General features: G+C 68.3%; 20 protein-coding genes. 5 read left to right on the top strand and 15 right to left on the bottom strand.

The annotated features are described in order from the left end of the window. Positions 1 to 575 precede the first annotated feature (575 nt). The 3 genes from tyrS to AC1D0A_RS10060 all read right to left on the bottom strand — a co-directional run bounded on the left by tyrS (position 576) and on the right by AC1D0A_RS10060 (position 4,846). Entirely contained in the window at positions 576 to 1,889 is a 1,314-nt protein-coding gene (gene tyrS / locus AC1D0A_RS10070) for a tyrosine--tRNA ligase (protein WP_243181797.1), read from the bottom strand. Between the two features lie 59 nt (positions 1,890 to 1,948). Beyond that, the gene (locus AC1D0A_RS10065; RefSeq protein ID WP_459384342.1) at positions 1,949 to 4,177 is read right to left on the bottom strand and encodes a HelD family protein; all 2,229 of its coding nucleotides are present in this window, start codon (positions 4,175 to 4,177) and stop codon (positions 1,949 to 1,951) included. A gap of 147 nt (positions 4,178 to 4,324) precedes the next feature. Continuing rightward, complete coding sequence (locus AC1D0A_RS10060; RefSeq protein WP_243181808.1) at positions 4,325 to 4,846, bottom strand: adenine phosphoribosyltransferase; 522 nt, start codon at positions 4,844 to 4,846, stop codon at positions 4,325 to 4,327. A 180-nt stretch (positions 4,847 to 5,026) separates the two neighbouring features. Between AC1D0A_RS10060 and AC1D0A_RS10055 the strand changes: the two genes are divergently transcribed. Beyond that, positions 5,027 to 5,653, top strand: a complete 627-nt coding sequence (locus tag AC1D0A_RS10055) for a GNAT family N-acetyltransferase (protein ID WP_243181795.1) — start codon at positions 5,027 to 5,029, stop codon at positions 5,651 to 5,653. On the opposite strand, the gene AC1D0A_RS10050 is transcribed toward AC1D0A_RS10055, so the two are convergent. Beyond that, on the bottom strand, positions 5,650 to 6,297 hold the full coding sequence (locus AC1D0A_RS10050; RefSeq protein WP_476945714.1) for a hypothetical protein: 648 nt from the start codon (positions 6,295 to 6,297) through the stop codon (positions 5,650 to 5,652). The two genes, AC1D0A_RS10055 and AC1D0A_RS10050, sit on opposite strands and share 4 nt — an antisense overlap. Positions 6,298 to 6,370: 73 nt before the next feature. Beyond that, positions 6,371 to 7,072 (bottom strand): DNA-3-methyladenine glycosylase, encoded by a 702-nt coding sequence (locus tag AC1D0A_RS10045; protein WP_476945713.1) that lies wholly within the window; start codon positions 7,070 to 7,072, stop codon positions 6,371 to 6,373. A gap of 90 nt (positions 7,073 to 7,162) precedes the next feature. Between AC1D0A_RS10045 and AC1D0A_RS10040 the strand changes: the two genes are divergently transcribed. Further along, entirely contained in the window at positions 7,163 to 8,710 is a 1,548-nt protein-coding gene (locus tag AC1D0A_RS10040; protein ID WP_476945712.1) for an AlkA N-terminal domain-containing protein, read from the top strand. Further along, positions 8,707 to 9,225, top strand: coding sequence for a methylated-DNA--[protein]-cysteine S-methyltransferase (locus AC1D0A_RS10035; RefSeq protein WP_243181791.1), 519 nt, complete (start codon positions 8,707 to 8,709; stop codon positions 9,223 to 9,225). The genes AC1D0A_RS10040 and AC1D0A_RS10035 overlap by 4 nt, the downstream gene beginning before the upstream one ends. A gap of 34 nt (positions 9,226 to 9,259) precedes the next feature. Here AC1D0A_RS10035 and AC1D0A_RS10030 read toward each other — a convergent pair whose 3' ends face one another. From AC1D0A_RS10030 to argC, 10 genes are all read right to left on the bottom strand, one after another. Beyond that, on the bottom strand, positions 9,260 to 9,997 hold the full coding sequence (locus AC1D0A_RS10030) for a maleylpyruvate isomerase family mycothiol-dependent enzyme (protein WP_476945711.1): 738 nt from the start codon (positions 9,995 to 9,997) through the stop codon (positions 9,260 to 9,262). 57 nt (positions 9,998 to 10,054) lie between these two features. Next, entirely contained in the window at positions 10,055 to 10,591 is a 537-nt protein-coding gene (locus AC1D0A_RS10025; protein WP_476945710.1) for a pyridoxine/pyridoxamine 5'-phosphate oxidase, read from the bottom strand. 193 nt (positions 10,592 to 10,784) lie between these two features. Further along, positions 10,785 to 12,221: an argininosuccinate lyase gene (gene argH / locus AC1D0A_RS10020; RefSeq protein ID WP_028277270.1), complete on the bottom strand. Its 1,437-nt coding sequence runs from the start codon at positions 12,219 to 12,221 to the stop codon at positions 10,785 to 10,787. 5 nt (positions 12,222 to 12,226) lie between these two features. Continuing rightward, positions 12,227 to 13,432: an argininosuccinate synthase gene (locus tag AC1D0A_RS10015; protein WP_028277269.1), complete on the bottom strand. Its 1,206-nt coding sequence runs from the start codon at positions 13,430 to 13,432 to the stop codon at positions 12,227 to 12,229. A 111-nt stretch (positions 13,433 to 13,543) separates the two neighbouring features. Further along, the gene (locus AC1D0A_RS10010; RefSeq protein ID WP_079551248.1) at positions 13,544 to 14,074 is read right to left on the bottom strand and encodes an arginine repressor; all 531 of its coding nucleotides are present in this window, start codon (positions 14,072 to 14,074) and stop codon (positions 13,544 to 13,546) included. Next, complete coding sequence (gene argF / locus AC1D0A_RS10005; protein ID WP_439954148.1) at positions 14,074 to 15,099, bottom strand: ornithine carbamoyltransferase; 1,026 nt, start codon at positions 15,097 to 15,099, stop codon at positions 14,074 to 14,076. Before argF ends, AC1D0A_RS10010 begins: the two co-directional genes overlap by 1 nt. Beyond that, positions 15,096 to 16,364: an acetylornithine transaminase gene (locus tag AC1D0A_RS10000; RefSeq protein ID WP_476945722.1), complete on the bottom strand. Its 1,269-nt coding sequence runs from the start codon at positions 16,362 to 16,364 to the stop codon at positions 15,096 to 15,098. The genes argF and AC1D0A_RS10000 overlap by 4 nt, the downstream gene beginning before the upstream one ends. A 107-nt stretch (positions 16,365 to 16,471) precedes the next feature. Continuing rightward, entirely contained in the window at positions 16,472 to 17,404 is a 933-nt protein-coding gene (argB, locus tag AC1D0A_RS09995) for an acetylglutamate kinase (protein ID WP_243181788.1), read from the bottom strand. A 48-nt stretch (positions 17,405 to 17,452) separates the two neighbouring features. Next, positions 17,453 to 18,619, bottom strand: coding sequence for a bifunctional glutamate N-acetyltransferase/amino-acid acetyltransferase ArgJ (gene argJ / locus AC1D0A_RS09990; RefSeq protein WP_476945709.1), 1,167 nt, complete (start codon positions 18,617 to 18,619; stop codon positions 17,453 to 17,455). After that, positions 18,616 to 19,659, bottom strand: a complete 1,044-nt coding sequence (gene argC, locus AC1D0A_RS09985; RefSeq protein WP_243181786.1) for an N-acetyl-gamma-glutamyl-phosphate reductase — start codon at positions 19,657 to 19,659, stop codon at positions 18,616 to 18,618. The genes argJ and argC overlap by 4 nt, the downstream gene beginning before the upstream one ends. Positions 19,660 to 19,847: 188 nt before the next feature. Here argC and AC1D0A_RS09980 point away from each other — a divergent pair, with 188 nt between their 5' ends. Next, positions 19,848 to 20,951: a fatty acid desaturase family protein gene (locus tag AC1D0A_RS09980; RefSeq protein WP_028277262.1), complete on the top strand. Its 1,104-nt coding sequence runs from the start codon at positions 19,848 to 19,850 to the stop codon at positions 20,949 to 20,951. A gap of 163 nt (positions 20,952 to 21,114) precedes the next feature. Then, positions 21,115 to 22,080: a quinone oxidoreductase family protein gene (locus AC1D0A_RS09975; protein ID WP_476945708.1), complete on the top strand. Its 966-nt coding sequence runs from the start codon at positions 21,115 to 21,117 to the stop codon at positions 22,078 to 22,080. Positions 22,081 to 22,132: the final 52 nt, after the last annotated feature.

Raw genomic sequence — 22,132 nt, 5'->3', positions numbered from 1 at the left:
GAGCCAGGATCAAACTCTCCGTTGAAGTAAAACAGACACAACATGCGCCCCCGGGAAAACGGGACACACACGCTGCACAAAATTTGAAACCAGCCAAAAACACCAGACCACACCACGGGGTGGCGGGCCCGGCAAATTCAACCAATTCAATACAATAAATTGGTATCAACAAACTTGGCACACTATTGAGTTCTCAAACAACAGACACATTCGAATACTTGCCGAAACACATCATTTCGATGAATTCTTTAGTTCCGCTTTTCTTCGCTGCGATGTTTACATCTTATTTCATTCATTTCCACTTTGCAAATTCGCGATTTTCATCGGAATTTCGCTTTGTGGAGCGAATCCGCCCAGCATAATTGAAGCAATTTTCATTATGTGCGCCTGGCGCATGAAGAATTGCTTCTCATTTGTGGGGGTTTGTCGCCACTCAACGGCGGCAACTCAGAAAACAATACACGATCCTCCCCGGCCGTGCAAATCGGCCGGGAAGGAGCGTGCAGGTGCGTTTTCGGTACCGGTCAGGATCCGGTACTGGTCAGGATCCCGTACTGGTCAGGATCCCGTGCTGGTCAGGACGCGGCGACTTCCACCGTTGCCAGGTTCTTCTTGCCCCGGCGCAGAAGCAGGTAGCGCCCGTGCAGCAACTCGCTGGCCGCAATAACGGCGTCGGGGTCAGACACCTTCGCATTGTTGACGTAGGCGCCGCCCTCCCCCACAGTGCGGCGTGCGGCGGACTTGCTCTCAGACAGACCGGAGGCGACCAGCAGCTCGATGATGCCCAGGGCGCCGGCGTCAACCGTGGCGGAGGGCAGCTCGGAGGTCGCCGCCTTCAGTGTCGCTTCGTCCAGTACGGAGAGGTCGCCATTGCCGAACACCGCGGCGGAAGCCGCAATGACCTTCTCGGTGGCGTCCACGCCATGGACGAGCGAAGTCACCTCGTAGGCCAGCTTTCGCTGGCCCTCGCGGGCGAAGGGCCGTTCGGCGATCGCGAGCTCCAGTTCCTCAATCTCGGCGCGGCTCAGGAAGGTGAACACTTTGAGTCGGTCCGCGACGTCGGCGTCCGCCGTGTTGAGCCAGAACTGGTAGAACGCGTAAGGGCTGCACATGGTTGGATCCAGCCAGATCGCGTTGCCCTCGCTCTTGCCGAACTTGGTGCCGTCAGAGTTGGTGATGAGCGGCGTTCCCAGGGCGTGGACGTGTTTGCCCTCAACCTTGCGGATGAGCTCGGTGCCACTGGTGAGGTTGCCCCACTGATCCGAGCCGCCGGTCTGCAGCATGCAACCGTAGTCGCGGAACAACTGCAGGTAGTCCATGCCCTGCAGGATCTGGTAGCTGAACTCCGTGTAGCTGATGCCTTCGTCGGAACTGAGGCGGGAGGCGACGGCGTCCTTCCGGAGCATCGTGCCGACACGGTAGTGCTTGCCGATCTCGCGCAGGAAGTCGATGGCGCTCAGGGGCGCCGTCCAGTCCAGGTTGTTGACCATCCGGGCTGCGTTGTCGCCCTCGAAGTTCAGGAACCTACGGACCTGGGCCTGAAGGTAGCCCACCCACTCGGACACGGTGTCCTTGGTGTTCAGGGTGCGTTCCGCCGTCGGACGCGGATCACCGATCAAGCCCGTGGAGCCGCCCACCAGTCCGAGCGGCTTGTGGCCGGCCAGCTGGATCCGGCGCATGAGCAGCAGCTGGACCAGGTTGCCCAGGTGCAGGCTCGGCGCGGTCGGATCGAAGCCGCAGTAATACGTCACGGGGTCGCCGGCGAGGAGCTTTTCGAGCTCCGCCTCATCCGTGGAGACGTGGACAAGGCCGCGCCATTTCAGCTCCTGCCAGATATTGGCAAAGCTGGGATCGTTCTGCTGGGCATCGAGAATATTTAGCTGGGACACGGAATCTAAGTTAGCAGGATCAACCGGGCGGCAGCGCAGGTGACGCCTGCCGGCCCGGCCTACTCCTCGATGCCTGCCGGGACTCCGGCGGCGGCGATGAGCCGCAGGCGCTGGGTGGGCCGGGTCATGGCCACGTACAGGTCACCCACCCGGCCGTGCTCGTGATTGAGCATGTCCGTCGGTTCCAGGACCACGACGCCGTCGAATTCCAGCCCCTTCGCCTCGCGGGGACTGATCACCACGATGTCCTGCGCATAACTCCCGGCGCCCGTCCCGACCCGGTGGCCGTACACGGCCCGCAGTGCCGCGCTGGCCTCAGGGAGAAGGCCGCCGTCGGCGATGACCGCCAGCAGGCCGCCCTCGATGGCGTCCAGTTCCTCCGGAAGCACCTCGACGAGCTTGCTGACGATCTGGCCCTGGCCGACTTTGTCGATGACCGGGGACCATCGCCCTTCCCGCACGGCCTTGGGCGCCGAAACCACAAGTCCTGCCGCGGTCGCCATGCGGGCGGCGGCCTCGGCGATCTGGGACGGGGTGCGGTAGTTGACGGTCAGCTCCTCGAGCTGCCAGCGGTCGCCGAACATGGGGCCCAGCGCGCTGTGCCAGGAGTTGGCGCCGGCAACAGAACTGGTCTGCGCGATGTCGCCCACGATCGTAAAGGACTTCAGCGGGCAGCGTCGGACCAGCAGCCGCCACTGCATGGGTGACAGCTCCTGCGCTTCGTCCACCACAATGTGCCCGAAGGCCCAGGAACGGTCCGTGGTGGCACGCTCTGCAGCGGTCAGCCGCGTCTCACGCTCCTGGTTCTGATCCACCAGGTCTTCGGCCGTGACAAGGACGTCCACGCCGGCGGTTTCCATGTTGACCAGGGTCTGCTTGGCGTTGGCCAGGTCGCGGGCCCGGTCCTGTTCCTGCTGCGCCAGGCCGCGCCCGGCGGCGGCATCAAGTTCGCCGAGCAATTCGGCAGCCTCGTCCAGCAGCGGAACGTCGGACTCGGTCCAGGGCGAATCGGCCGGACGGAGCAGCAGTGCGCGTTCTTCCGGGCTGAGGTTCGGGGTGCATGCCTCGAGGATGGCCGGCTTGCTGAGCAGCTCCCCCACGAGTTTCTCCGGGGTCATCGGCATCCAGCACAGGTTCAGGGCGATCCGGACATCCCGGGCCGAGCGGACATCCTCGGCCAGGTAGGAGCGGTCGGCGTTGTTGCCGATGTTGCCTGCCTCCACCAGCTCCGTCATCTGCTCGGTCAATTCGCGGAGCAGGATCTTGACGAAGGAGACGCGGGCCTCGTTGTGCGGTTTGCCCGTGGCGCGCGCCCTCTCCTTGGCGCGGCGGACCTGCCTGGGCGTGAGGACCAGTTTGCGGCCGTCCACCTCAAGGGTCCGGTTTCCGGCCGGAATGCGCTGCCGGTTGGCCACGGCGTTGGCGACCACCTCGGCCATGTCGAGCCGGCCCTTGATGGCGGCGACGGCGGAGTCCGGCTCGGCAACGGCGGTGATGCCGGGCATCAGCCGGCCCAGACTCGCCATGACGACGCCGGTCTCGCCGAGCGAGGGCAGCACGCGTTCGATGTACTTCATGAAGGACGACGTCGGCCCCACCAGCAGGACGCCGGCGCTCTTGAGCCGGTCCCGGTGCGTGTAGAGCAGGTACGCGGCGCGGTGCAGGGCGACAGCGGTCTTGCCCGTGCCCGGGCCACCCTGGACCACGAGGGCGCCGGAGATGGAGGAACGGATGATCCGGTCCTGCTCGGACTGGATGGTGCCGACGATGTCTGACATCCGGCCCGTCCGCTTGGAGTTCAGGGCAGCCAGCAGGGCACCCTCGCCCTGTAGCGAATCGTTGTCGGCGAGCATGTCGGCGTCGAGCACGTCATCCTCGATTGCCTTGACCTCGCGGCCCTGCAGGATCAGGTGACGGCGGCGGCGGACGCCCTGCCGGTCGAATGCCGTGGCCTGGTAGAAATGGCCGGCCTCGGGCGCACGCCAGTCCACCATGAGCCGCTGCAGGTCCTCGGTGGTCAGGCCGATGCGGCCGATGTACTGGGCCTCCCCGGAATCCAGGTCCAGGCGGCCGAACACGAGCCGGTCATCGACGGCGTCGAGCTGGGCGAGGCGGTCCTCGTAGAGGGCGGCGAAGGCATCACGTTCGGAAACGTTCTGCATGGTGCCCACGGCACCGGCCCGGCGCACCTGGGCCAGCTGGGTGCGCTTCTCCGCCCGCAACTCATCGAGCCGGGCGTAAAGTCCGGCCACATAGTCGCGTTCATGGGCCAAATCAGCGTCGTGCATCGAACGTTCCCCTATCGAAAAAGACAGACCCACCATTCTACAGCCATTTCGGCGGCACGGCTGTTGCATGTCGCCGAACGATGCCAAGGCAGTCTTCGTCAGGGAATTCTACCGACACGGCCCGGATGGTCCAGCCCGGCAGGCCCGCTAAATCCGCAGCAGGGACCGGACGTTGTGGCCGGTCAGGGCTGTGCGGCCGCCAAGATCGTCGAGTTCCATGACCACACCGATGCCTGCCACGTGGATCCCGCACCGCTCGAAGAGCCGCGCCGCGGCGCCGAGCGTGCCGCCCGTGGCGAGCACGTCGTCGAGGATCAGCACCCGGCTCCCCGGCGCCAGGTCCGTGGTGTGCAGCTCAAGGGTGGCGGTGCCGTACTCCAGGGCGTAGTCCTCGGAGAACACCTCGCGCGGAAGCTTGCCGGCCTTGCGGACCGTGATGACCCCGGTCCCGGTGGCGTAGGCGGCGGCCGCCGCGAGCAGGAAGCCGCGGGCCTCCACTCCGGCGACGGCGTCGAACTGGCCCTGGAAAGGTCCCACCAGGGCATCGACGACGGCCCCGAAGGCGGCACCGTCGGCGAAGACCGGGGTCAGGTCCTTGAAGCTGACGCCGGGTTTGGGATAGTCCGGGATAGTGGCGCACAGGCTCTTGATCAGCTCATCCACCGGCATTGCAGTCGTCGTCTGGTTCGGGTCGCTTTGATTCACCCATCCACCTTACTGGCTGGTAGCCGGAAGCTTCCCGGGCCTCCCGTCCCGGCGGCCCGCGGCAACCCACCGGCCATCCAATGTTCACGCTGTCGGTGCCGGATTCGCCGCTCCTGTCCATCCCGCCGGTGATTGAATGCTCGAATGCGACACGAAATCGTCCTCTCCGGCCATGGGGTTCGGCTGGTTCCGCTGGCCCCGCACCATGCGGCGGGCCTCTTCGATTTTGTGGACGCCGGCATGTGGGCAGGCATGGCGGCACCGATGCCTGCGACTGCCCTCGAACTGGCGGCGCTGTTCCGGTCACGGCTGGAGGATCCCGCCACCATCCCGTTCGCAGTCACGGACGGGCGCACCGGCGCCCTGCTGGGCACGACGTCCCTCCGCGACTACGTTCCGGACCAGCAACGCCTGGAAATCGGCGGAACATTCTACAGGCGGCAATTCTGGGGCAGCCACGTCAATCCGGCGAGCAAGCACATGCTCCTCGCCTACGCCTATGAGGTACTGGAAGTGGACCGGGTGGCTTTCCGCTGCGACGCCCGCAACACCAGGAGTGCGACGGCGATCGAACGGCTCGGCGCACAATTCGAGGGGGTCCTCCGCGGCCACCGCGCGGCGCCAGGCGGGGGACGAGCGGACACGGCCGTCTTCTCGATCCTCTCGCAGGAGTGGCCGCACGTGCGCGAGGACCTGCGGCGCCGGCTCGCCCCCTTCGCCGTCGGCGCCGACTATTCACTGGGCAGCTCCGCAGCAACTTGGAACCCCTAATCCCCCGCCGGTGGCGGCAAGGCGTCCGGATGAACGGGAGGCCCGGCATCTGGGGGCACGGCATCTGGAGGCACGGAGTCCGGTTCCGGCGGGCGCAGGAGTCCGTTGGCAAGCCCGTAGTTGACGATGTTCAGCGCTTTTCGGAGCGCGCGCTCGGCGTCGAACCGCCCGGCCGCCACGCGGCTCAGCCGGGCGTAGTCCCCGGCCCATCCGGACCGGCGGAACCTGTCGGCGTCACCGTGAAGGAGCCGTCCATAGAGGACGTCCTCGAACAAGTCATGGTCGGCCAGGGCGATTTCGGCCATCAGCGCCTCGCGGTCCCGGATCATCCCGTTGGTGAACATCCCGGCCGTTTCCGCTGCGCCCTGGGCCAGGCGGGAGTCCGCCGAGTAGTTGCACAGGCGCAGCGCCCGCACCACGAGTTTGAGCGAAACGTGTTCTTCGGGAACGATGAATTTGCGCAGCAGGGCCGCGCGGAAGAGCTCAATCCAGTGCCGGCGCTCTGCCTCGACGGAGTCCGCCGCGACCTGCACGCCGTCGGGGGTGAACAGTTCCACCATGCGGAAGTACTCGGCGGCCAGCTCCGCGAAGATCTGGAGCCGCTCGAGCTCGCTGCCCGGTTTTCCGCGCTTCCCCTCGCCCATAATGCTCCATCATCCCCCACCGCACGCTCCGGCATCAGCGCGCGGGAACGAGGCGCACACAGTGCCCGCTGCCTCACGCGCCGCGGGCGCCTGGCGCCTTTGCCGGCTTTGCCGCCTTGTAGCGGGAGACGGTCGGGTCGCCGCTGAGCCAGAACCGCCAGGGGTACTCGTGGCTGCCGCCGTCGCCGGAGACGCCGACGCGCGGACCGGAGCTGATGCCCGCGGCGACCCCCTCCGGCGGGTGCGCGGCCGGTTCCAGCCGGAACGGCGGCGCGAGGGCATCCCGCCCGCTGTCCGCCGTCGTCAGTCCCAGCGCGGTCGCCAGCCGGGCAGGCCCGCTCGCGAGGTCGACATCCGATTTCGACGTCGGCCGCCTGGCCCTCGCCAGTTCATGCCCCGCGACCACTTCGCCGGCCCGCAGCAGGAGCGCCGACGCCACGCCCTCGGGCCCGCACACGATATTGGCGCAATGGTGCATCCCGTACGTGAAATACACGTAGAGGTGGCCGGCCGGGCCGAACATCGGGGCGTTGCGGGCCGTTTGGCCGCGGAAGGTGTGGGACCCGGGGTCAGGGTGGTGCGAATCATGCGGGCCCAGGTATGCCTCCACTTCGGTAATCCGAACCGAGACGGATCCGCCGGGCCCGTCGTGCGTCAGGACCGCGCCGAGGATCAGCGGCGCCACGTGCCGGGCATCGGCCGAGAGCAGCTCGCGGACGGACACGGCCGCGCCGGACTCCGTGCCGGACTTGGCAGGAAGCGGGCTGGAAGTCATGCTCAGACTTTAACAAACACCGCCAAAGGTGAGGTAGGCCGTGTCCGAATTCCGCTAGCAGCTGCTCCGCGAAGCTGGCAGGATGGGGTGATGGACTTCTGGCAGCGCTACCGGGCAATCGATGCCCGGGACACCCGCTTCGACGGGCAGTTCTACACAGCTGTCCGGACCACCGGCATCTATTGCCGGCCATCGTGCCCCGCGCGGACGCCCAAGGCGGACAATGTCACGTTCTATGAAACGTCCGCCGCGGCGCACGACGCCGGCTACCGTGCGTGCAAACGCTGCCTGCCCGAGGCCGTGCCGGGTACGCCGGCCTGGAACGTGCGCTCCGATATCGCCGGCCGGGCCATGCGGCTCATCAATGACGGCGTGATCAACCGCGACGGCGTCGAGGGGCTCGCGGCCCGGCTCGGATACTCCTCGCGCCAGCTCAACCGGATCCTCAGCCACGAACTCGGTGCCGGCCCGCTGTCCCTGGCGCGGGCCAGCCGCGCCCAGACCGCCCGCACCCTGCTGGTCTCCACCGCCATGAAAGTCTCGGACATCGCCTTCGCCGCCGGATTCAGCAGCGTGCGCCAGTTCAACGAGACCATCGGCGAGGTCTTTGCGATGACGCCTTCCGCGCTCCGGGCCACAGCCAGGCATCACCGCTCCCCCGCGGCCACCACAGCGCTCACGCTCAACCTTCCGTACCGCGAACCGTTCGACCCGGGCGTCTTTGATTTCCTGGCCGTCCGCGCCATCCCCGGGATCGAGGAAGGTACCTCCACTTCCTACGCCCGGACCCTGCGGCTGATGCACGGCGATGCCCGCTTCCGGGTGGATTACGACGCCGGCACGGCCGGGCGTCCGCTCGTGCTGACCATCGGCGCCGTCGACCTCCGGGATCTGGCCGCCCTGTTGAGCAGGGTCCGCCGGCTGCTGGACCTGGACGCCGATCCGGTCGCCATCGATGCCGCCCTCGAGGCCGACTCCCGGCTGGCCGCCGCGGTGGCGCTCACGCCGGGCATCCGGATGCCCGGCGCCGTTGATCCGCAGGAACTGCTGATCCGGGCGATGATCGGCCAACAGATCACCGTGGCCGCCGCGCGGACCGCCCTGGTCCAGCTTTCCGCGGCCGGGAGCACGAGCCTGGTGCCCGATGACGGCCTCCACCGGCTGTTCCCGACGGCCGCACAGATCGCCGGGACCGGCTTCGAACTTCTCCGCGGCCCGCAGCGGCGCATCGATGCTGTCCGGGGCGCCGCGGCGGCGATGGCCTCGGGCGACCTCGATTTCGGCTACGGCGATGACGTGCAGGGGCTGGAGGCCAAACTCCTGCCCCTGGCCGGCGTCGGGCCGTGGACCGTGGGATACGTCGCGATGCGGGTCATCGGCGCGCCGGATGTGTTCCTGGCCAACGACGCCGCGGTCCGCAATGGCATCCGTTCACTCGCCGAGACACCCGACGGCGCCACCCTCGCCCCGGATTTCCGTGAGGTCAGCCCCTGGCGCTCTTACGCCACCATGCACCTGTGGCGCGCAGCAGCGGCTGCCCAGGCCGCGGCGCGCAAGCCGTCCCTGCCGCCGAGGCAGGCTCCAACGCAGAACCACAAGCAGACTCCGAAGCAGTCTCTGAAGGAAGCGAAACCATGAAAGCCCAGCTGTTGACCATGTCCACCCCGGACGGTCCGTTCACCATCATTGCCCGGGACGGGGCTGTCCTGTCGTCGGGCTGGACCGCCGTTCCCGGCGAGCTGACCGGCCAGATCCACGCTGACCTGCTTCCGGCCGGATTCGAGACCGTCACCGGGCTGGGCGAGATCTCCGAGGCCGTGGAGGCGTTCTATGCCGGCGATCCGGAGCCTGCCATGGGGGTGCCGGTGCTGCAGAAGTCCGGGCCGTTCCGCAGCCATGCCTGGGACGTGCTGCGCACGGTCGCGCCGGGGCGCCCGGTGACCTACACGGAGTACGCGGAGCTGTCCGGCAACGCCAAGGCCGTCCGGGCGGCCGCCAGTGCCTGCGCCTTCAATGCGGCGGCCCTGTTTGTTCCCTGCCACCGCGTCATCCGCACCGACGGGACGCTGGGCGGCTTCCGCTGGGGGCTGGCCGTCAAGGGCAGCCTGTTGGACCGGGAACGCGAAGCAGCCCTCGCGACGGCACGGCCCTGAGCCTTATTCCGTAGCCCGCCCGGCCCGGGCGGGCTCAGTTGTTGACCGGAACGCCGGCAGGCCAGGGCAGCAGCTTCGGAAGGTCGACGCCGTCGGCCGCGGCGGTGGCGCGCAGGCTGCCGAGGGTGGGGTTGCGGCCGGCGAGCCACGCGGCGATGTCCGTGAGCATGCCGTTGATCACGGTCGATGTTCCGCCGCTCCCGATGGCCACCGCGGGCAGGCCGAGCGGCTGCAGCACGAAGCGCTGGCCCTCGGGTACCCGCGCGGAGAGGAAATCGAAAAGGTGCCCGCAGAACGGGCGGCTCCAGGTTTCCGGTCCGTGGCCGGTGCCGAGGTCGGCGGCATGGATGACGAGTTCGCGCCACAGTGCCAGGCCGCCGTCGAACACGACTCCTCCCCGGTAGGTGATGGGCTCACGCCAGCCGGCCGCGTCGAGGGAGTCGAAGGCGCGCAGGGCCCGGTCCAACGCTGCGTCGAGGTCGGCCCGGTGCTGCCCGAGGCTGTGGCCGGCCGCCATCTCGATGGCGCGGTTCCGCCCCTCGAAGCCGCCGTCATAGAGTTCGACACCCTCGCCGCGGGCGGCAAATTCGAGCTGCCGGGCCATCGCGTTGGCAATCCCGCAGATGTGGGCCAGCACGTGCCCGCGGCTCCAGCCGGGCAGTTCCGACGGCGCTTTGATGTCCTGCTCCGTCAGTTTCGCGGCGATTCCGGCCACGACTCCGGCGGCGCGGTGCAGTTCTGCCCGAAGGTTATCTGGTGTGATTGAGGTCATGGCGCCCATCCTAAACCGAGCCACCCGATTAAGTCGGATTAACTGAGCGTTGCCCGGTCAGCGGGGCGCGTAGCGGTGCCGGATATGCCGGCGGTCGTGCCGGGCCTGCCAGAATTCGATTTCGCGGGGCCGGATGGCGTAGAGCTGCCAGTCTGTGTTTTCATTGTCTGCATTTTCGCCGTCGTCGGCGCCGGGCCGGGCCCGCCAGTCGGCGGCCGAGGCTTCCGCGGACAGCTCCACGACGTCCCCGGCCACCCGCACCTGGCGGCCCTGGTGTTGCCAGAAGAAGTTCAGCGCCGCGTGCGGGTTGGCCGTGAGCTCCTTGCCCTTGCGGGATTTCCGGGACGTGGCGAAGTGCCAGCCGTCGGCGTCGATGTCCTTCAGGATCAGCATCCGCGACGACGGCCGGCCGTGCTCATCGGCGGTGGCCAGGCTGCACGCATTGGGCTGCGGCACCCCGGCCGCCAGGGCCTCGTCCAGCCACAGCCGGAACAGCTCCGCGGGGTCCGCGGGCGCCGCCCCCGGGTCGAAGTCCGGGAGCACTTCCGGGAAGTCTGGCAGGGCACGCAGCAGTTGGCGGAACGATTCGCTCATGTCGCAATGCTAGCGGGGAGTTTTCGGCGGCAAACGCCAAACGCTCCCTCACTTTTGGCAGGAAATCCGCCGACGCTCCTGCAGGCAATGCAGGAGCGTCGGCCGAGACGCTGCCGGAACTCCCCACCGGCACCCTAGCCTCGCAAGCTCGGCCAGGGAACCCTGCCCGCGTGGCCCCTCTCGCGTGTGCTGGCTAGCCGGCGTACTCCCGCACGCCGGCGAGCTCGCCCTCGAGGGCCAGCAGCTGGCGTTCGACGGCGGCCGGTGCGGTGCCGCCCTGCGAGTTCCGGCTGTTGAGCGAACCCTCGGTGGACAGGACTGTACGGACCTCCGGCGTCAGGTGCCCCGAGATGGCGGCGTATTCCTCGTCCGTGAGGTCCCAGAGCTCGACGCCGCGGCTTTCGGCCTGCTTGACCGCGGCGCCGGAGAGCTCGTGCGCCTCGCGGAACGGCACACCCTGGCGGACCAGCCATTCGGCGATGTCCGTCGCCAGCGCGAAACCCTGGGGAGCCAGCGCTTCCATCCGTTCGGTGTTGAACTTCAGCGTCGCGATCATCCCGGAAACTGCCGGGAGCAGGACCTCCAGGGTGTCGGCGGCGTCGAAGACCGGTTCCTTGTCCTCCTGCAGATCGCGGTTGTACGCGAGCGGCAGGCCCTTCAGGGTGGCCAGCAGCCCGGTCAGGTTGCCGATCAGCCGGCCGGCCTTGCCGCGAGCGAGTTCGGCCACGTCCGGGTTCTTCTTCTGCGGCATGATCGAGGAGCCGGTGGAGTAGGAATCGTGCAGGGTGACGAAGGAGAACTCCTTCGTGGCCCACAGGATCACTTCCTCCGAGACCCGGGACAGGTCCACGCCGATCATGGCCGTGATCCAGGCGAACTCGGCGAAGACGTCGCGGGAGGCGGTGCCGTCGATCGAGTTGTGCGTCGCCGAGAAGAAGCCGAGGTCCGCGGCGACGGCCTCGGGGTCCAGGCCGAGCGAGGAGCCCGCCAGGGCACCGGAGCCGTAGGGCGAAACCCCGGCGCGCTTGTCCCAGTCGGCCAGCCGCTGCACATCGCGCAGCAGCGCCCATGCGTGGGCCAGCAGGTGGTGGCTGAGAAGGACCGGCTGGGCGTGCTGCAGGTGGGTGCGGCCAGGCATGGCCACGCCCTGGTGCGCCTTGGCCTGGTCCACGAGAGCGTCAATCGTGGCGAGCACGCCGCGGGCGATGATCCGGGCGTGATCGCGCAGGAACATCCGTCCCAGGGTGGCCACCTGGTCGTTGCGGGACCGGCCGGCGCGGAGCTTGCCGCCGAGCTGGGTACCGGCACGTTCGATCAGGCCGCGCTCGAGCGAACCGTGCACGTCCTCATCGGACTCGGCCGGCAGGTAGGCGCCGGAGGCGACGTCCTCATCCAGCTGCGTCAGGGCGGCCAGCATGCCGTCGAGTTCGGCGTCGTCCAGCAGCCCGGCCTTGTGCAGCACGCGGGCGTGCGCCTTGGACCCGGCGATGTCGTAGCGGGCCAGCCGCCAGTCGAAGTGCGTGGACTTGCTCAGCGCGGCGAGGGCGTCCGCGGGGCCGCCGGCAAACCGGCCGCCCCACAGCGCTCCCGTATTTGTCGCCTCAGACTTAGTGGTTTCCGACTCAGCCACAGGGGCTACTCTCCTGCGACGCGGATGTCGCGGCCGGAGGCAACCTTGGCGGACATGCCCCACAGCTCGATGAAGCCGCGCGCCATCGACTGGTCGAACGTGTCGCCGGTGTCGTACGTGGCAAGGTCGAAGTCGTAGAGCGAGGTCTCGGAGCGGCGTCCGTTGACGATTGCCTGGCCGCCGTGCAGCACCATGCGGATGTCACCGGAGACGTACTTCTGGGTGTCCTCGATGAAGGCGTCGAGGGAGCGCTTGAGCGGCGAGAACCACTGGCCGTCGTAGACCAGCTCGGCCCAGCGCTGGCCGACGGTCGCCTTGAAGCGGGCCTGTTCGCGCTCGATCGTGATGTCTTCGAGGTGCTTGTGCGCGGTGATGAGCGCCATGGCGCCCGGTGCCTCGTAGATCTCGCGGGACTTGATGCCCACGAGGCGGTCCTCGACGACGTCGATCCGGCCCACGCCCTGGGCGCCGGCGCGGCGGTTGAGTTCCTTGATGGCCTGCAGCGGGGTGACCTTGACGCCGTCGATCGCGACCGGGACGCCGGCCTCGAAGGAGATGGTGACCTCATCCGGTGCCGGCGGGAATTCCGGGGTGGCGGTGTAGTCGTAGATGTCCTTGGTGGGGGCGTTCCAGATGTCCTCGAGGTAGCCGGTTTCGACGGCGCGGCCCCAGACGTTCTGGTCGATCGAGTACGGGTTCTTCTTGGTGGTCTCGATCGGCAGTCCCTTTTCCTCGGCGAAGGCGATGGCCTTGTCGCGGGTCAGGGCGAGGTCACGGACCGGGGCGATGCACTTCAGGTCGGGGCCGAGGGTCTGGATGCCGACTTCGAAGCGGACCTGGTCGTTGCCCTTGCCGGTGCAGCCGTGGGCGACGGTGGTGGCGCCGAATTCGCGGGCGGCCTTGACCAGGTGCTTGACGATCACCGGGCGGGAGATGGCCGAGACCAGCGGGTAGTGGCCCTGGTAGAGGGCGTTGGCCTTCAGCGTGGGCACGCAGTACTCGTTGGCGAACTCGTCGCTGGCGTCGGCGACGTAGGCCTCGACGGCGCCGCAGCCCAGCGCGCGCTGGCGGATGGTCTCCAGCGATTCGCCGCCCTGTCCGACGTCGACCGCCACGGCGATGACCTCGGCGCCGGTGGCTTCACCGATCCAGCCGATGGCTACGGAAGTATCCAGGCCACCGGAGTAGGCCAGAACAATACGCTCAGTCACGGAAATGCTCCTTAGTTGTTTGGTGATGCTTTAAGTCTGGGAAAAATCTGTCTGTTGCAAGCCTGTCACACACCCCGGGTGCCCGGTCCTGTGAAGGGCTCATGGTGTGGCTTACTGGCCGGCTTCCTCGGCGAACTGCAGGAAGCGTGCGGCGATGTCCGCGCCGCCCAGGGGGTCCCGGGTGACAAGCAGGACGGTGTCGTCCCCAGCGATGGTGCCCAGGATCGAGGGCATCACGGAGTGGTCGATGGCGAGGGCCAGGAAGTTCGCGGCGCCCGGCGGGGTCCGAAGCACCACGAGGTTGGCGGAGGCCTCGGCGGTGACGAGCAGTTCCCCGCACAACCGGGTCAGCCGGGCGTCGAGGATTTCCTGCGTGACGCCGCTCTTGGCCGCCCGTTCGCCGCCCTCCCCCGGGACGGCGTAGACCAGCACGCCGTCTTTGCCGCGGACCCGGACGGCGCCGAGTTCCACGAGGTCGCGTGACAGCGTGGCCTGGGTGACCTGGACGCCGTCGTCCGCGAGCAGCGCCGCGAGCTCGGCCTGGGAACGGACAGATTCGCCCGTGAGAATCGCCGTGATCCGCGCCTGCCGGGCTGTCTTGGTGGCCGGGCTGGCCCCAGGAGAGGCTGGCTGGACGGACATCAGGCCGGGCCGCCCACCGGTGCCGGCCCATCGAGTGGCGCCAGACCGTCAACCACTGCCAGACCGGAGCGGTGCATGAGCCAGGCCATGAGTGCCTTCTGCGCGTGCAGCCGGTTTTCGGCCTCGTCCCAGACCACCGACTGCGGGCCGTCAATGACGTCCGCGGCGATCTCGTAGCCCCGGTAGGCCGGGAGGCAGTGCAGCACGACGGCGTCCGGCGCCGCGAGCTTCATCGCGTCGGCATCCACGGAATAGGCGCGGAACAGCTTCATCCGCGCTTCCTTCTCCGCCTCCTGGCCCATGGACACCCACGTGTCGGTCGCGACGACGTCGGCGCCCAGGAGCGCTTCGGCGGCGTCAACCGTCACCAGCACCGAGCCGCCGGTCTCCGCGGCACGGTCCTCGGCGGCGGCGATGATCTCCGGCGACGGCAGGTAGCCTTCCGGCCCGGCGACGCGGACGTTCATGCCCGCCGTCACGCCGGCCAGCAGGTAGGAGTTGGCCATGTTGTTGGCCGAGTCGCCCAGGTAGGCCATGGTCAGGCCCTGGAGCGAGCCTTTGTGCTCCTTGACCGTCAGCAGATCGGCCAGGAGCTGGCATGGGTGGTAGTCATCGCACAGGGCGTTGATGACCGGAACGCGGGAGTTCTCGGCCATGGCGACGAGCCCGGCATGCGCGCCGGTGCGCCACACAATGGTGGAGACCATGCGTTCGAGCACCTTCGCGGTGTCCTCGACCGATTCTTTGTGCCCGATCTGCGCCTCGCCGGGGTTGATGATGAGCGCGTTGCCGCCCATGTCCGCGATGCCGGTGGCGAAGGAGACCCTGGTCCGGGTGGAGGTCTTGTCGAAGATGACGGCCACCGTCCGGCGGCCGTTGCCGTCCGCGGCGAAGGGCTGCACGCTGTAGGGCGCGGCCTTCATCCGGACGGCGAGCTCGAGGACCTCGGCCTGCTCGGCCGGGCTGAGGTCCGTGTCCTTGAGGAAGTGGCGGGTGGGCACTGAGGCGGTCACGGCGGCGGTCACTTGGCGTCCTTTGCAGCGTTGGTCTTGGCGGTCTCGAGCAGTGCCGGCAGGGCGGCCAGGAAAAGGTCTGCCTGCTCGGTGGTCAGGATCAGCGGGGGCGCCAGCCGGATGGTGCGCGGGCCCGGGCTGTTGACGATGAACCCGGCGTCGAGGCCGGCGGCCACGACGCCCGGGGCGACGTCGGCGTCGAGGTCGAAGCCGATCAGCAGCCCCTCGCCGCGGACCTCTGTCACGCCGGCGATTCCGGTGAGGCCGGCGCGCAGATGCTCCCCCAGGTTCCGGACGTGGGCCAGGATGTCTTGGTTTTCCAGGACGTGCAGGGTGGCGAGGGCGGCGGCGGTGGCCACCGGGTTGCCGCCGAATGTCGTCCCGTGCTGGCCGGCGGTCAGCAGGGCAGACGTTTCCGGGCCGAACGTGACGAGCGCGCCGACCGGGAAGCCGCCGCCCAGGCCCTTGGCGAGGGTCACGGCGTCGGGCACGATTCCGGCGTCCTCGCTGGCCAGCCACTTGCCGGTGCGGCCGATGCCGGTCTGGACCTCGTCGAGGATCAGCAGGGCGCCGGCCGCGCTCGTGGCCTCGCGGGCCGCCTTGAGGTAGCCGGCAGGCAGCGGCCGGACGCCGGCCTCGCCCTGGATCGGTTCGAGGAAGACGGCGGCAGTGGTCTCATCAATGGCGGCGCGGAGGGCCTCGATGTCACCAAACGGGACATGCACGACGCCGCCGGGCAGCGGCGCGAACGGCGCCCGGTAGGCCTCCTTGGAGGTCAGCGCGAGGGCACCCATGGTGCGCCCGTGGAAGGCGCCTTCGAGCGCGATGATCTTGGTGCGCGGCTTCGCTGTTCTTTCCGCGACAATATTCTCCGCGGCCGCGGACTGGCTCGCGCCACTGTTACGGCGCGCCAGTTTGAAGGCCGCCTCGACGGCTTCGGTGCCGGAGTTGGCGAAGAACACCTTGGAGCCGGCCGGGGCCTTGGACAGTTCCAGCAGCTTCTCGGCCAGGGCGATCTGGGTGGGGCTCGTGAAGAAGTTCGAGACGTGGCCCAGGGTGGCCAGCTGGCTGGAGATCACCGAGGTCACGAACGGGTGGGCGTGGCCGAGGGCGTTCACCGCGATGCCGCCGAGCAGGTCCAGGTATTCCTTGCCGTCGGCGTCCCACACGAGGCAGCCGGCGCCGCGGACCAGGACCCGTTGCGGGGTGCCGAAGACGCCCAGCAGGGAGGAGGAGTAGCGGGACAGCCACTGCGCGCCACTGCTCTTCCCAGTCATAACGGAAGCTGTCGGGGCCGAGCCGGCGATGGGGGCCCGGGTGTGGTCGGGCACCGCGAAGCGGGCGGGGGCCCCATCGCCGGTCGGACTCACGCCTACAGTTTCGTTCATGCGTTCACTTCCTCGTCGGGGACGACCTGGGTGCCGATGCCGGCGGTCGTAAAGGTTTCCAGGAGCATCGAGTGCGGCAGGCGGCCGTCCACGATGTGGGCGCGCTCGACGCCGTCGTCAATGGCCTTCAGGCACGCCGCCATCTTCGGGATCATGCCGGACTCGAGGCGCGGCAGCATCTCGCGCAGCTCCGACGCCGTCAGCGACGAAATGAGCGATGACCTGTCCGGCCAGTTGGCGTAGAGGCCCTCGACGTCGGTCAGGATGACCAGCTTGGAGGCACCCAGGGCCGACGCGACCGCGGCCGCCGCCGTGTCCGCGTTCACATTAAGTACCTGACCGGTGGTGGATCCGTCGTCGTGGATCTCCGGGGCGACGGTGGAGATCACGGGAATCCGGCCGGCCGCGAGGATGTCCACAATCCCTTCCGGGTTCACCCCGACCACCTCGCCCACCAGGCCGAGGTCCACCGCTTCGCCGTCCACCACGGTGCCGGTGCGGACGGCGCGGAGCAGGCCGCCGTCTTCGCCGGACATCCCGACGGCGTACGGGCCGTGGGAGTTGATCAGACCCACGAGTTCGCGTCCCACCTGGCCGGTGAGGACCATCCGGACCACATCCATGGCCTCGGGCGTGGTGACGCGCAGCCCGCCCTTGAATTCGGATTCGATCCCGAGCCGGCTGAGCATGGCGTTGATCTGCGGGCCGCCGCCATGCACCACCACGGGGTGGATGCCGACGTGGTGCAGGAACACGACGTCCTCGGCGAAGGCGCGGCGGAGCTCGTCGTTGACCATGGCATTGCCGCCGTACTTGATCACCATGGTGCTGCCGGCAAAGCGCTGGATCCAGGGCAGCGCCTCGATCAGCGTGGCGGCTTTGTCCCGGGCGTCGGACTGGGAGGTGGTCTCTCGGGTCTGGGTGTTCATGCTGTTCGTCCTCTGTTCGTCCCTACTGTTCATCCCTCCGGGGGGGGATTAGCTGGAGTAGGCGCTGTTTTCGTGGACGTAGTCGTGGGTGAGGTCGTTGGTGAGGATCGTTGCCTCGGCCGTACCGGCCTGCAGGTCGATTTCGACCAGGACCTCGCGCGGTTCGAGGTCCACGAGGTTCCGGTCATCGCCGATGCTGCCGTTGCGGCAGATCTGCACGCCGTTCATGGACACGTTCAGCTGGTCCGGATCGAAGGCCGCATCGGTGGTGCCGACGGCGGACAGCACGCGGCCCCAGTTGGGGTCCTTGCCGAAGATCGCGGTTTTGAACAGGTTGGAGCGGGCGACGGCGCGGCTGACGACTTCTGCGTCCCGCTCGCTCGCGGCGTTGAACGTCCGGATCGCGATGTCGTGGCTGGCGCCCTCGGCGTCGCCGATCAGTTTCCGGGCCAGCTCGGCGCAGACCTGGGTCAGGCCGGCGCCGAAGTCGGCGGCGGACGGCGCGGCACCGGAGGCGCCGGAGGCGAGCAGCACCACGGTGTCGTTGGTGGACATGCAGCCGTCCGAGTCCGCCCGGTCGAAGGTGAGCCGCGTGGCGTTGCGGAGTTCGGCGTCGAGCACGTCCGGCGGGACGTCGGCGTCCGTGGTGAGGACCACCAGCATGGTGGCCAGGCCCGGGGCCAGCATGCCGGCGCCCTTGGCCATGCCGCCGATGGTGAACTGCGTGCCGTCCGCGGCCGTGCCGGTGAAGACGGCCTGCTTGGACACCGAATCCGTGGTCATGATCGCGGTTGCCGCCGCGGGGCCGCCGTCCGCGGCCAGGGCCGCGGTGGCGGAACCGATCCCGGCCAGGATTTTCTCCATGGGGAGCTGCTCGCCAATCAGTCCGGTGGAGCAGACCACGACGTCGGTGGCGGAGACGCCGAGGACCTCGGCGGTCTTCTCCGCAGTGGTGTGCGTGTTCTGGAACCCCTGGGGCCCGGTGCAGGCGTTGGCGCCGCCGGAGTTGAGGATCACGGCATCCACGCGGCCGTCCTTGACCACTTCGCGGGACCAGTGCACGGGGGCCGCTGCGACGCGGTTGGACGTGAAGACCGCCGCGGCGGCCTTGGACGGGCCGTCGTTGACCACGAGGGCCACATCCGGCTTGCCGGAAGCCTTGAGCCCGGCCGTCACGCCGGCGGCGCGGAATCCCTGCGGTGCGGTGATGCTCACGGTGCGACTCCCTGGAGGTTGAGGCCGGCGGTTTCCGCCAGGCCGAGGGCTAGGTTCATGGACTGCACGGCCCCGCCGGCGGTCCCCTTGGTGAGGTTGTCGATGGCACAGCACACGATCACGCGGCCGGTGTGCTCATCAAAGGCGAGCTGCATGACCGTGTGGTTCGATCCCTGGACCGATTTCGTGGAGGGCCACTGCCCCTCGGGGAGCAGGTGCACGAACGGTTCGTCGTCGTAGGCTTCGGCCCAGGCGGCACGCAGGTCTGCGGCAGTGACACTGCGGCCTGGCTGCTGCCGGACCCTGGCGGTCGCCGTGGTGAGGATGCCGCGGCTCATCGGTGCCAGCGTGGGCGTGAAGGAGACGGTGACCGGGGACCCCAGCGCCTTGGAGAGTCCCTGTTCGATCTCGGGGGTGTGCCGGTGTCCCCCGCCGACCCCGTAGGGGCTCATGGAGCCCATGACTTCGGCGCCGATCAGGTTGACCTTGGCAGCCTTGCCGGCCCCTGAGGTGCCGGAGGCGGAGACGATCACGACGTCGTCGCCCTCCAGCAACTGGTTGCTGAAGCCGGGAGTGAGGGCCAGCAGGGCCGAGGTCGGGTAGCAGCCGGGGACGGCGATCCGGGTGGCGCCGCGGAGGGCATCTCGCTGGCCGGGCAGTTCCGGGAGTCCGTAGGGCCAGGTTCCGGCGTGGGCCGATCCGTAGAACTTCTCCCAGGCCTCCGGGTCCTCGAGTCGGTGGTCCGCGCCGGCGTCGATGACCAGGGTCCCGGCGGGCAGCTGCGCCGCGATCTCCCCGGATGCCCCGTGCGGAAGCGCCAGGAACACGACGTCGTGCCCGGCCAGGTTATCCACGGTGGTGTCTTCGAGAATCCGGTCCGCGAGGCCATGGAGATGCGGCTGCAATTCCCCTAGTCTGGAACCGGCGTTGCTGTGGGCCGTGATGGCGCCGATGGTGACGTCGGGATGACCGGCGAGGAGCCGCAGGACCTCGCCGCCGGCATAGCCGCTAGCCCCGGAAACGGCAACAGAAATAGTCATAAGCACGACTATACAGCAAGAGTATGCATAGATGCCGATATTTATGCATCGATGGGCGTGTGTCCAAAGCTCCCGAACGGCCCGCCGCGGAAACCCGGGGGCGTATGCTTGGTAAAGGGTGATCCAGACCGTGCAGCTGCGAATGTCAGCTGCAGCGTTGCCCGTAACCGTGACGAGGCAAGCGCCCTATGACCGCCACTTCCACCCTTCCCGCCGAAACGCCGGCGCGGCCGCCATCGCGGGTCCGGCAGCCCAACGCCGTCGTCCTGAGCTATTCGGAACTCCTCAAGAGCGTGAAGACGGCCGGCCTCCTCGAACGGCGCGTCGGGTTCTACATCACAGTGTTCGCCAGCCTGGTGCTCCTGATGGCCGCCACCTGGTTCGGGTTCGCGCTGATCGGTGACAGCTGGTTCCAGCTCCTGATCGCCGCCGCCCTCGGCATCATCTGCACGCAGTTGAGTTTCCTCGCCCACGAGGCCGGGCACCGGCAGATCTTCGCGTCCCGCCGTGCCAACGACTGGGCAGCACGCCTGCTCGCCACCTCCGTGGCCGGGATCAGCTACTCCTGGTGGGAGCAGAAGCACGGCGCGCACCACAACCACCCGAACGTCATCTCCAAGGACCCGGACATCGCGCCCGGCCCCATCGCCTTCCACCCCGAAGCCGTAGCCGACCGCCAGGGACGCCTCGCGTTCCTGACCCGCAAGCAGGGCTGGTTCTTCTTCCCGCTCCTGTTCCTGGTGGGCCTGGGACTGCAGATCGATTCCGTGAAATTCATCGTCCGCCGGGCCAAGGTCACGCACCGCTGGGTCGAAATCCCGATCCTCGCGGTCCGGCTCAGCCTCCTGCCGGTCCTCGCGTTCACCTTCCTGCCGCTGGGCATGGCGTTCGCCTTCATCGGCGTCCAACTCGCCGTGTTCGGCTTCTATATGGGCGCGTCCTTCGCGCCGAACCACAAGGGCATGCCGGTGCTGCCGGCGGACAGCCGGGTGGACTTCTTCAGCCGCCAGGTCCTGACGTCCCGGAACATCTCGGGCGGCCGCTTCATGGACATCCTGCTCGGCGGCCTCAACCGCCAGGCCGAACACCACCTCTTCCCGGACATGGCCCGCCCGCAGCTGCACCAGGCCGCCAAGATCGTCCGCGAGTACTGCGCCAAGCACCAGGTCCCGTACACGGAAACCACGCTGATGCAGTCCTACGCCATCATTGTCCGCTACCTCAACGACGTCGGACTCGCCGCGGGCCGCCACTTCGAATGCCCGATGGCAACGGTAACCCGCCGCTACTAAAGGACGGACCGCCGCCGGCCGCGCAGGACCCGCCGCCTCCGGGCCACGTCGGCCCAAACATCACGTGACGGCTGGTTACGGAAGGCCCCTTCATGGTTACCCCCGGTGTCCCTAGGATGGACCCAGGGACCGGGACAGAATTCCCGCCCGGAAAAGGAGCCACATGATGCACGCAATCGTCGCCCGCCAGGCCGGCGGCCCCGAGGTCCTCGAACTCGACAAGACAGCCCGACCCGTTCCCGGGCCCGGCCAGCTGCTGGTCAAGGTCGCGGCCGCGGGCGTGAACTTCATTGACACCTACAAGCGCAGCGGCGTCTACAAGGTCAGCTACCCCTTCACGCCCGGCTCCGAGGCCGCGGGCACCGTGGAGGAGGTCGGCGACGCCGTCGCCGGGTTTGCTCCCGGTGACCGGGTGGCCACGGCCGAGGGCGCTGACTGCTACGCCGGCTATGCACTCGTCGATGAGGACAAGGCCCTCCCGGTTCCCGACGGCCTGGATGATTTCACCGCCGCGGCGCTGCCGCTGCAGGGCGTGACGGCCCACTACCTGATCAACTCAACTTTCAAGGTCGAGTCCGGCCACACCGTGCTGCTCCACGCCGGCGCCGGTGGCGTGGGGCTCCTGATGATCCAGTTGCTCAAGGCCAGGGGCGCCAATGTCATCACCACCGTTTCGACAGACGCGAAAGAGCAGTTGGCCCGCGAAGCCGGCGCCGACCACGTGCTGCGCTACGACGGTTTCGCCGACCGGGTCCGGGATCTGACCAACGGCACCGGCGCGGATGTGGTGTACGACGGCGTCGGAAAAGACACTTTCGACGCCTCCCTGGCGTCCCTGCGCATCCGGGGCATGCTGGTCCTCTTCGGCGCAGCGTCCGGCCCGGTCCCGCCGTTCGACCCGCAGCGGCTCAACGCCGGCGGCTCGCTGTACCTCACGCGGCCCACCATGGGCCACTACCTGCGCGACGCCCGGGAACGCCGCTGGCGCTCCGACGAAGTCTTTGCCGCCGCCGCCGACGGCAGCCTCAAGGTCAGGATCGGCGCACGCTATCCTCTCGGCGAGGCGGCCCGTGCCCACGAGGACCTTGAACAGCGCCGCACCACCGGCAAAGTCATCCTCGTCCCCTAAGCTGCACGGTCCCCCCAAGCCGTACGGCAACACCATCCGTTCATCTCCTGCA

Source organism: Arthrobacter sp. P1_D4 (assembly GCF_056406115.1).
Note: the sequence above shows the minus strand (reverse complement) of the source record. Positions and strands in the feature narration are given on the sequence as shown.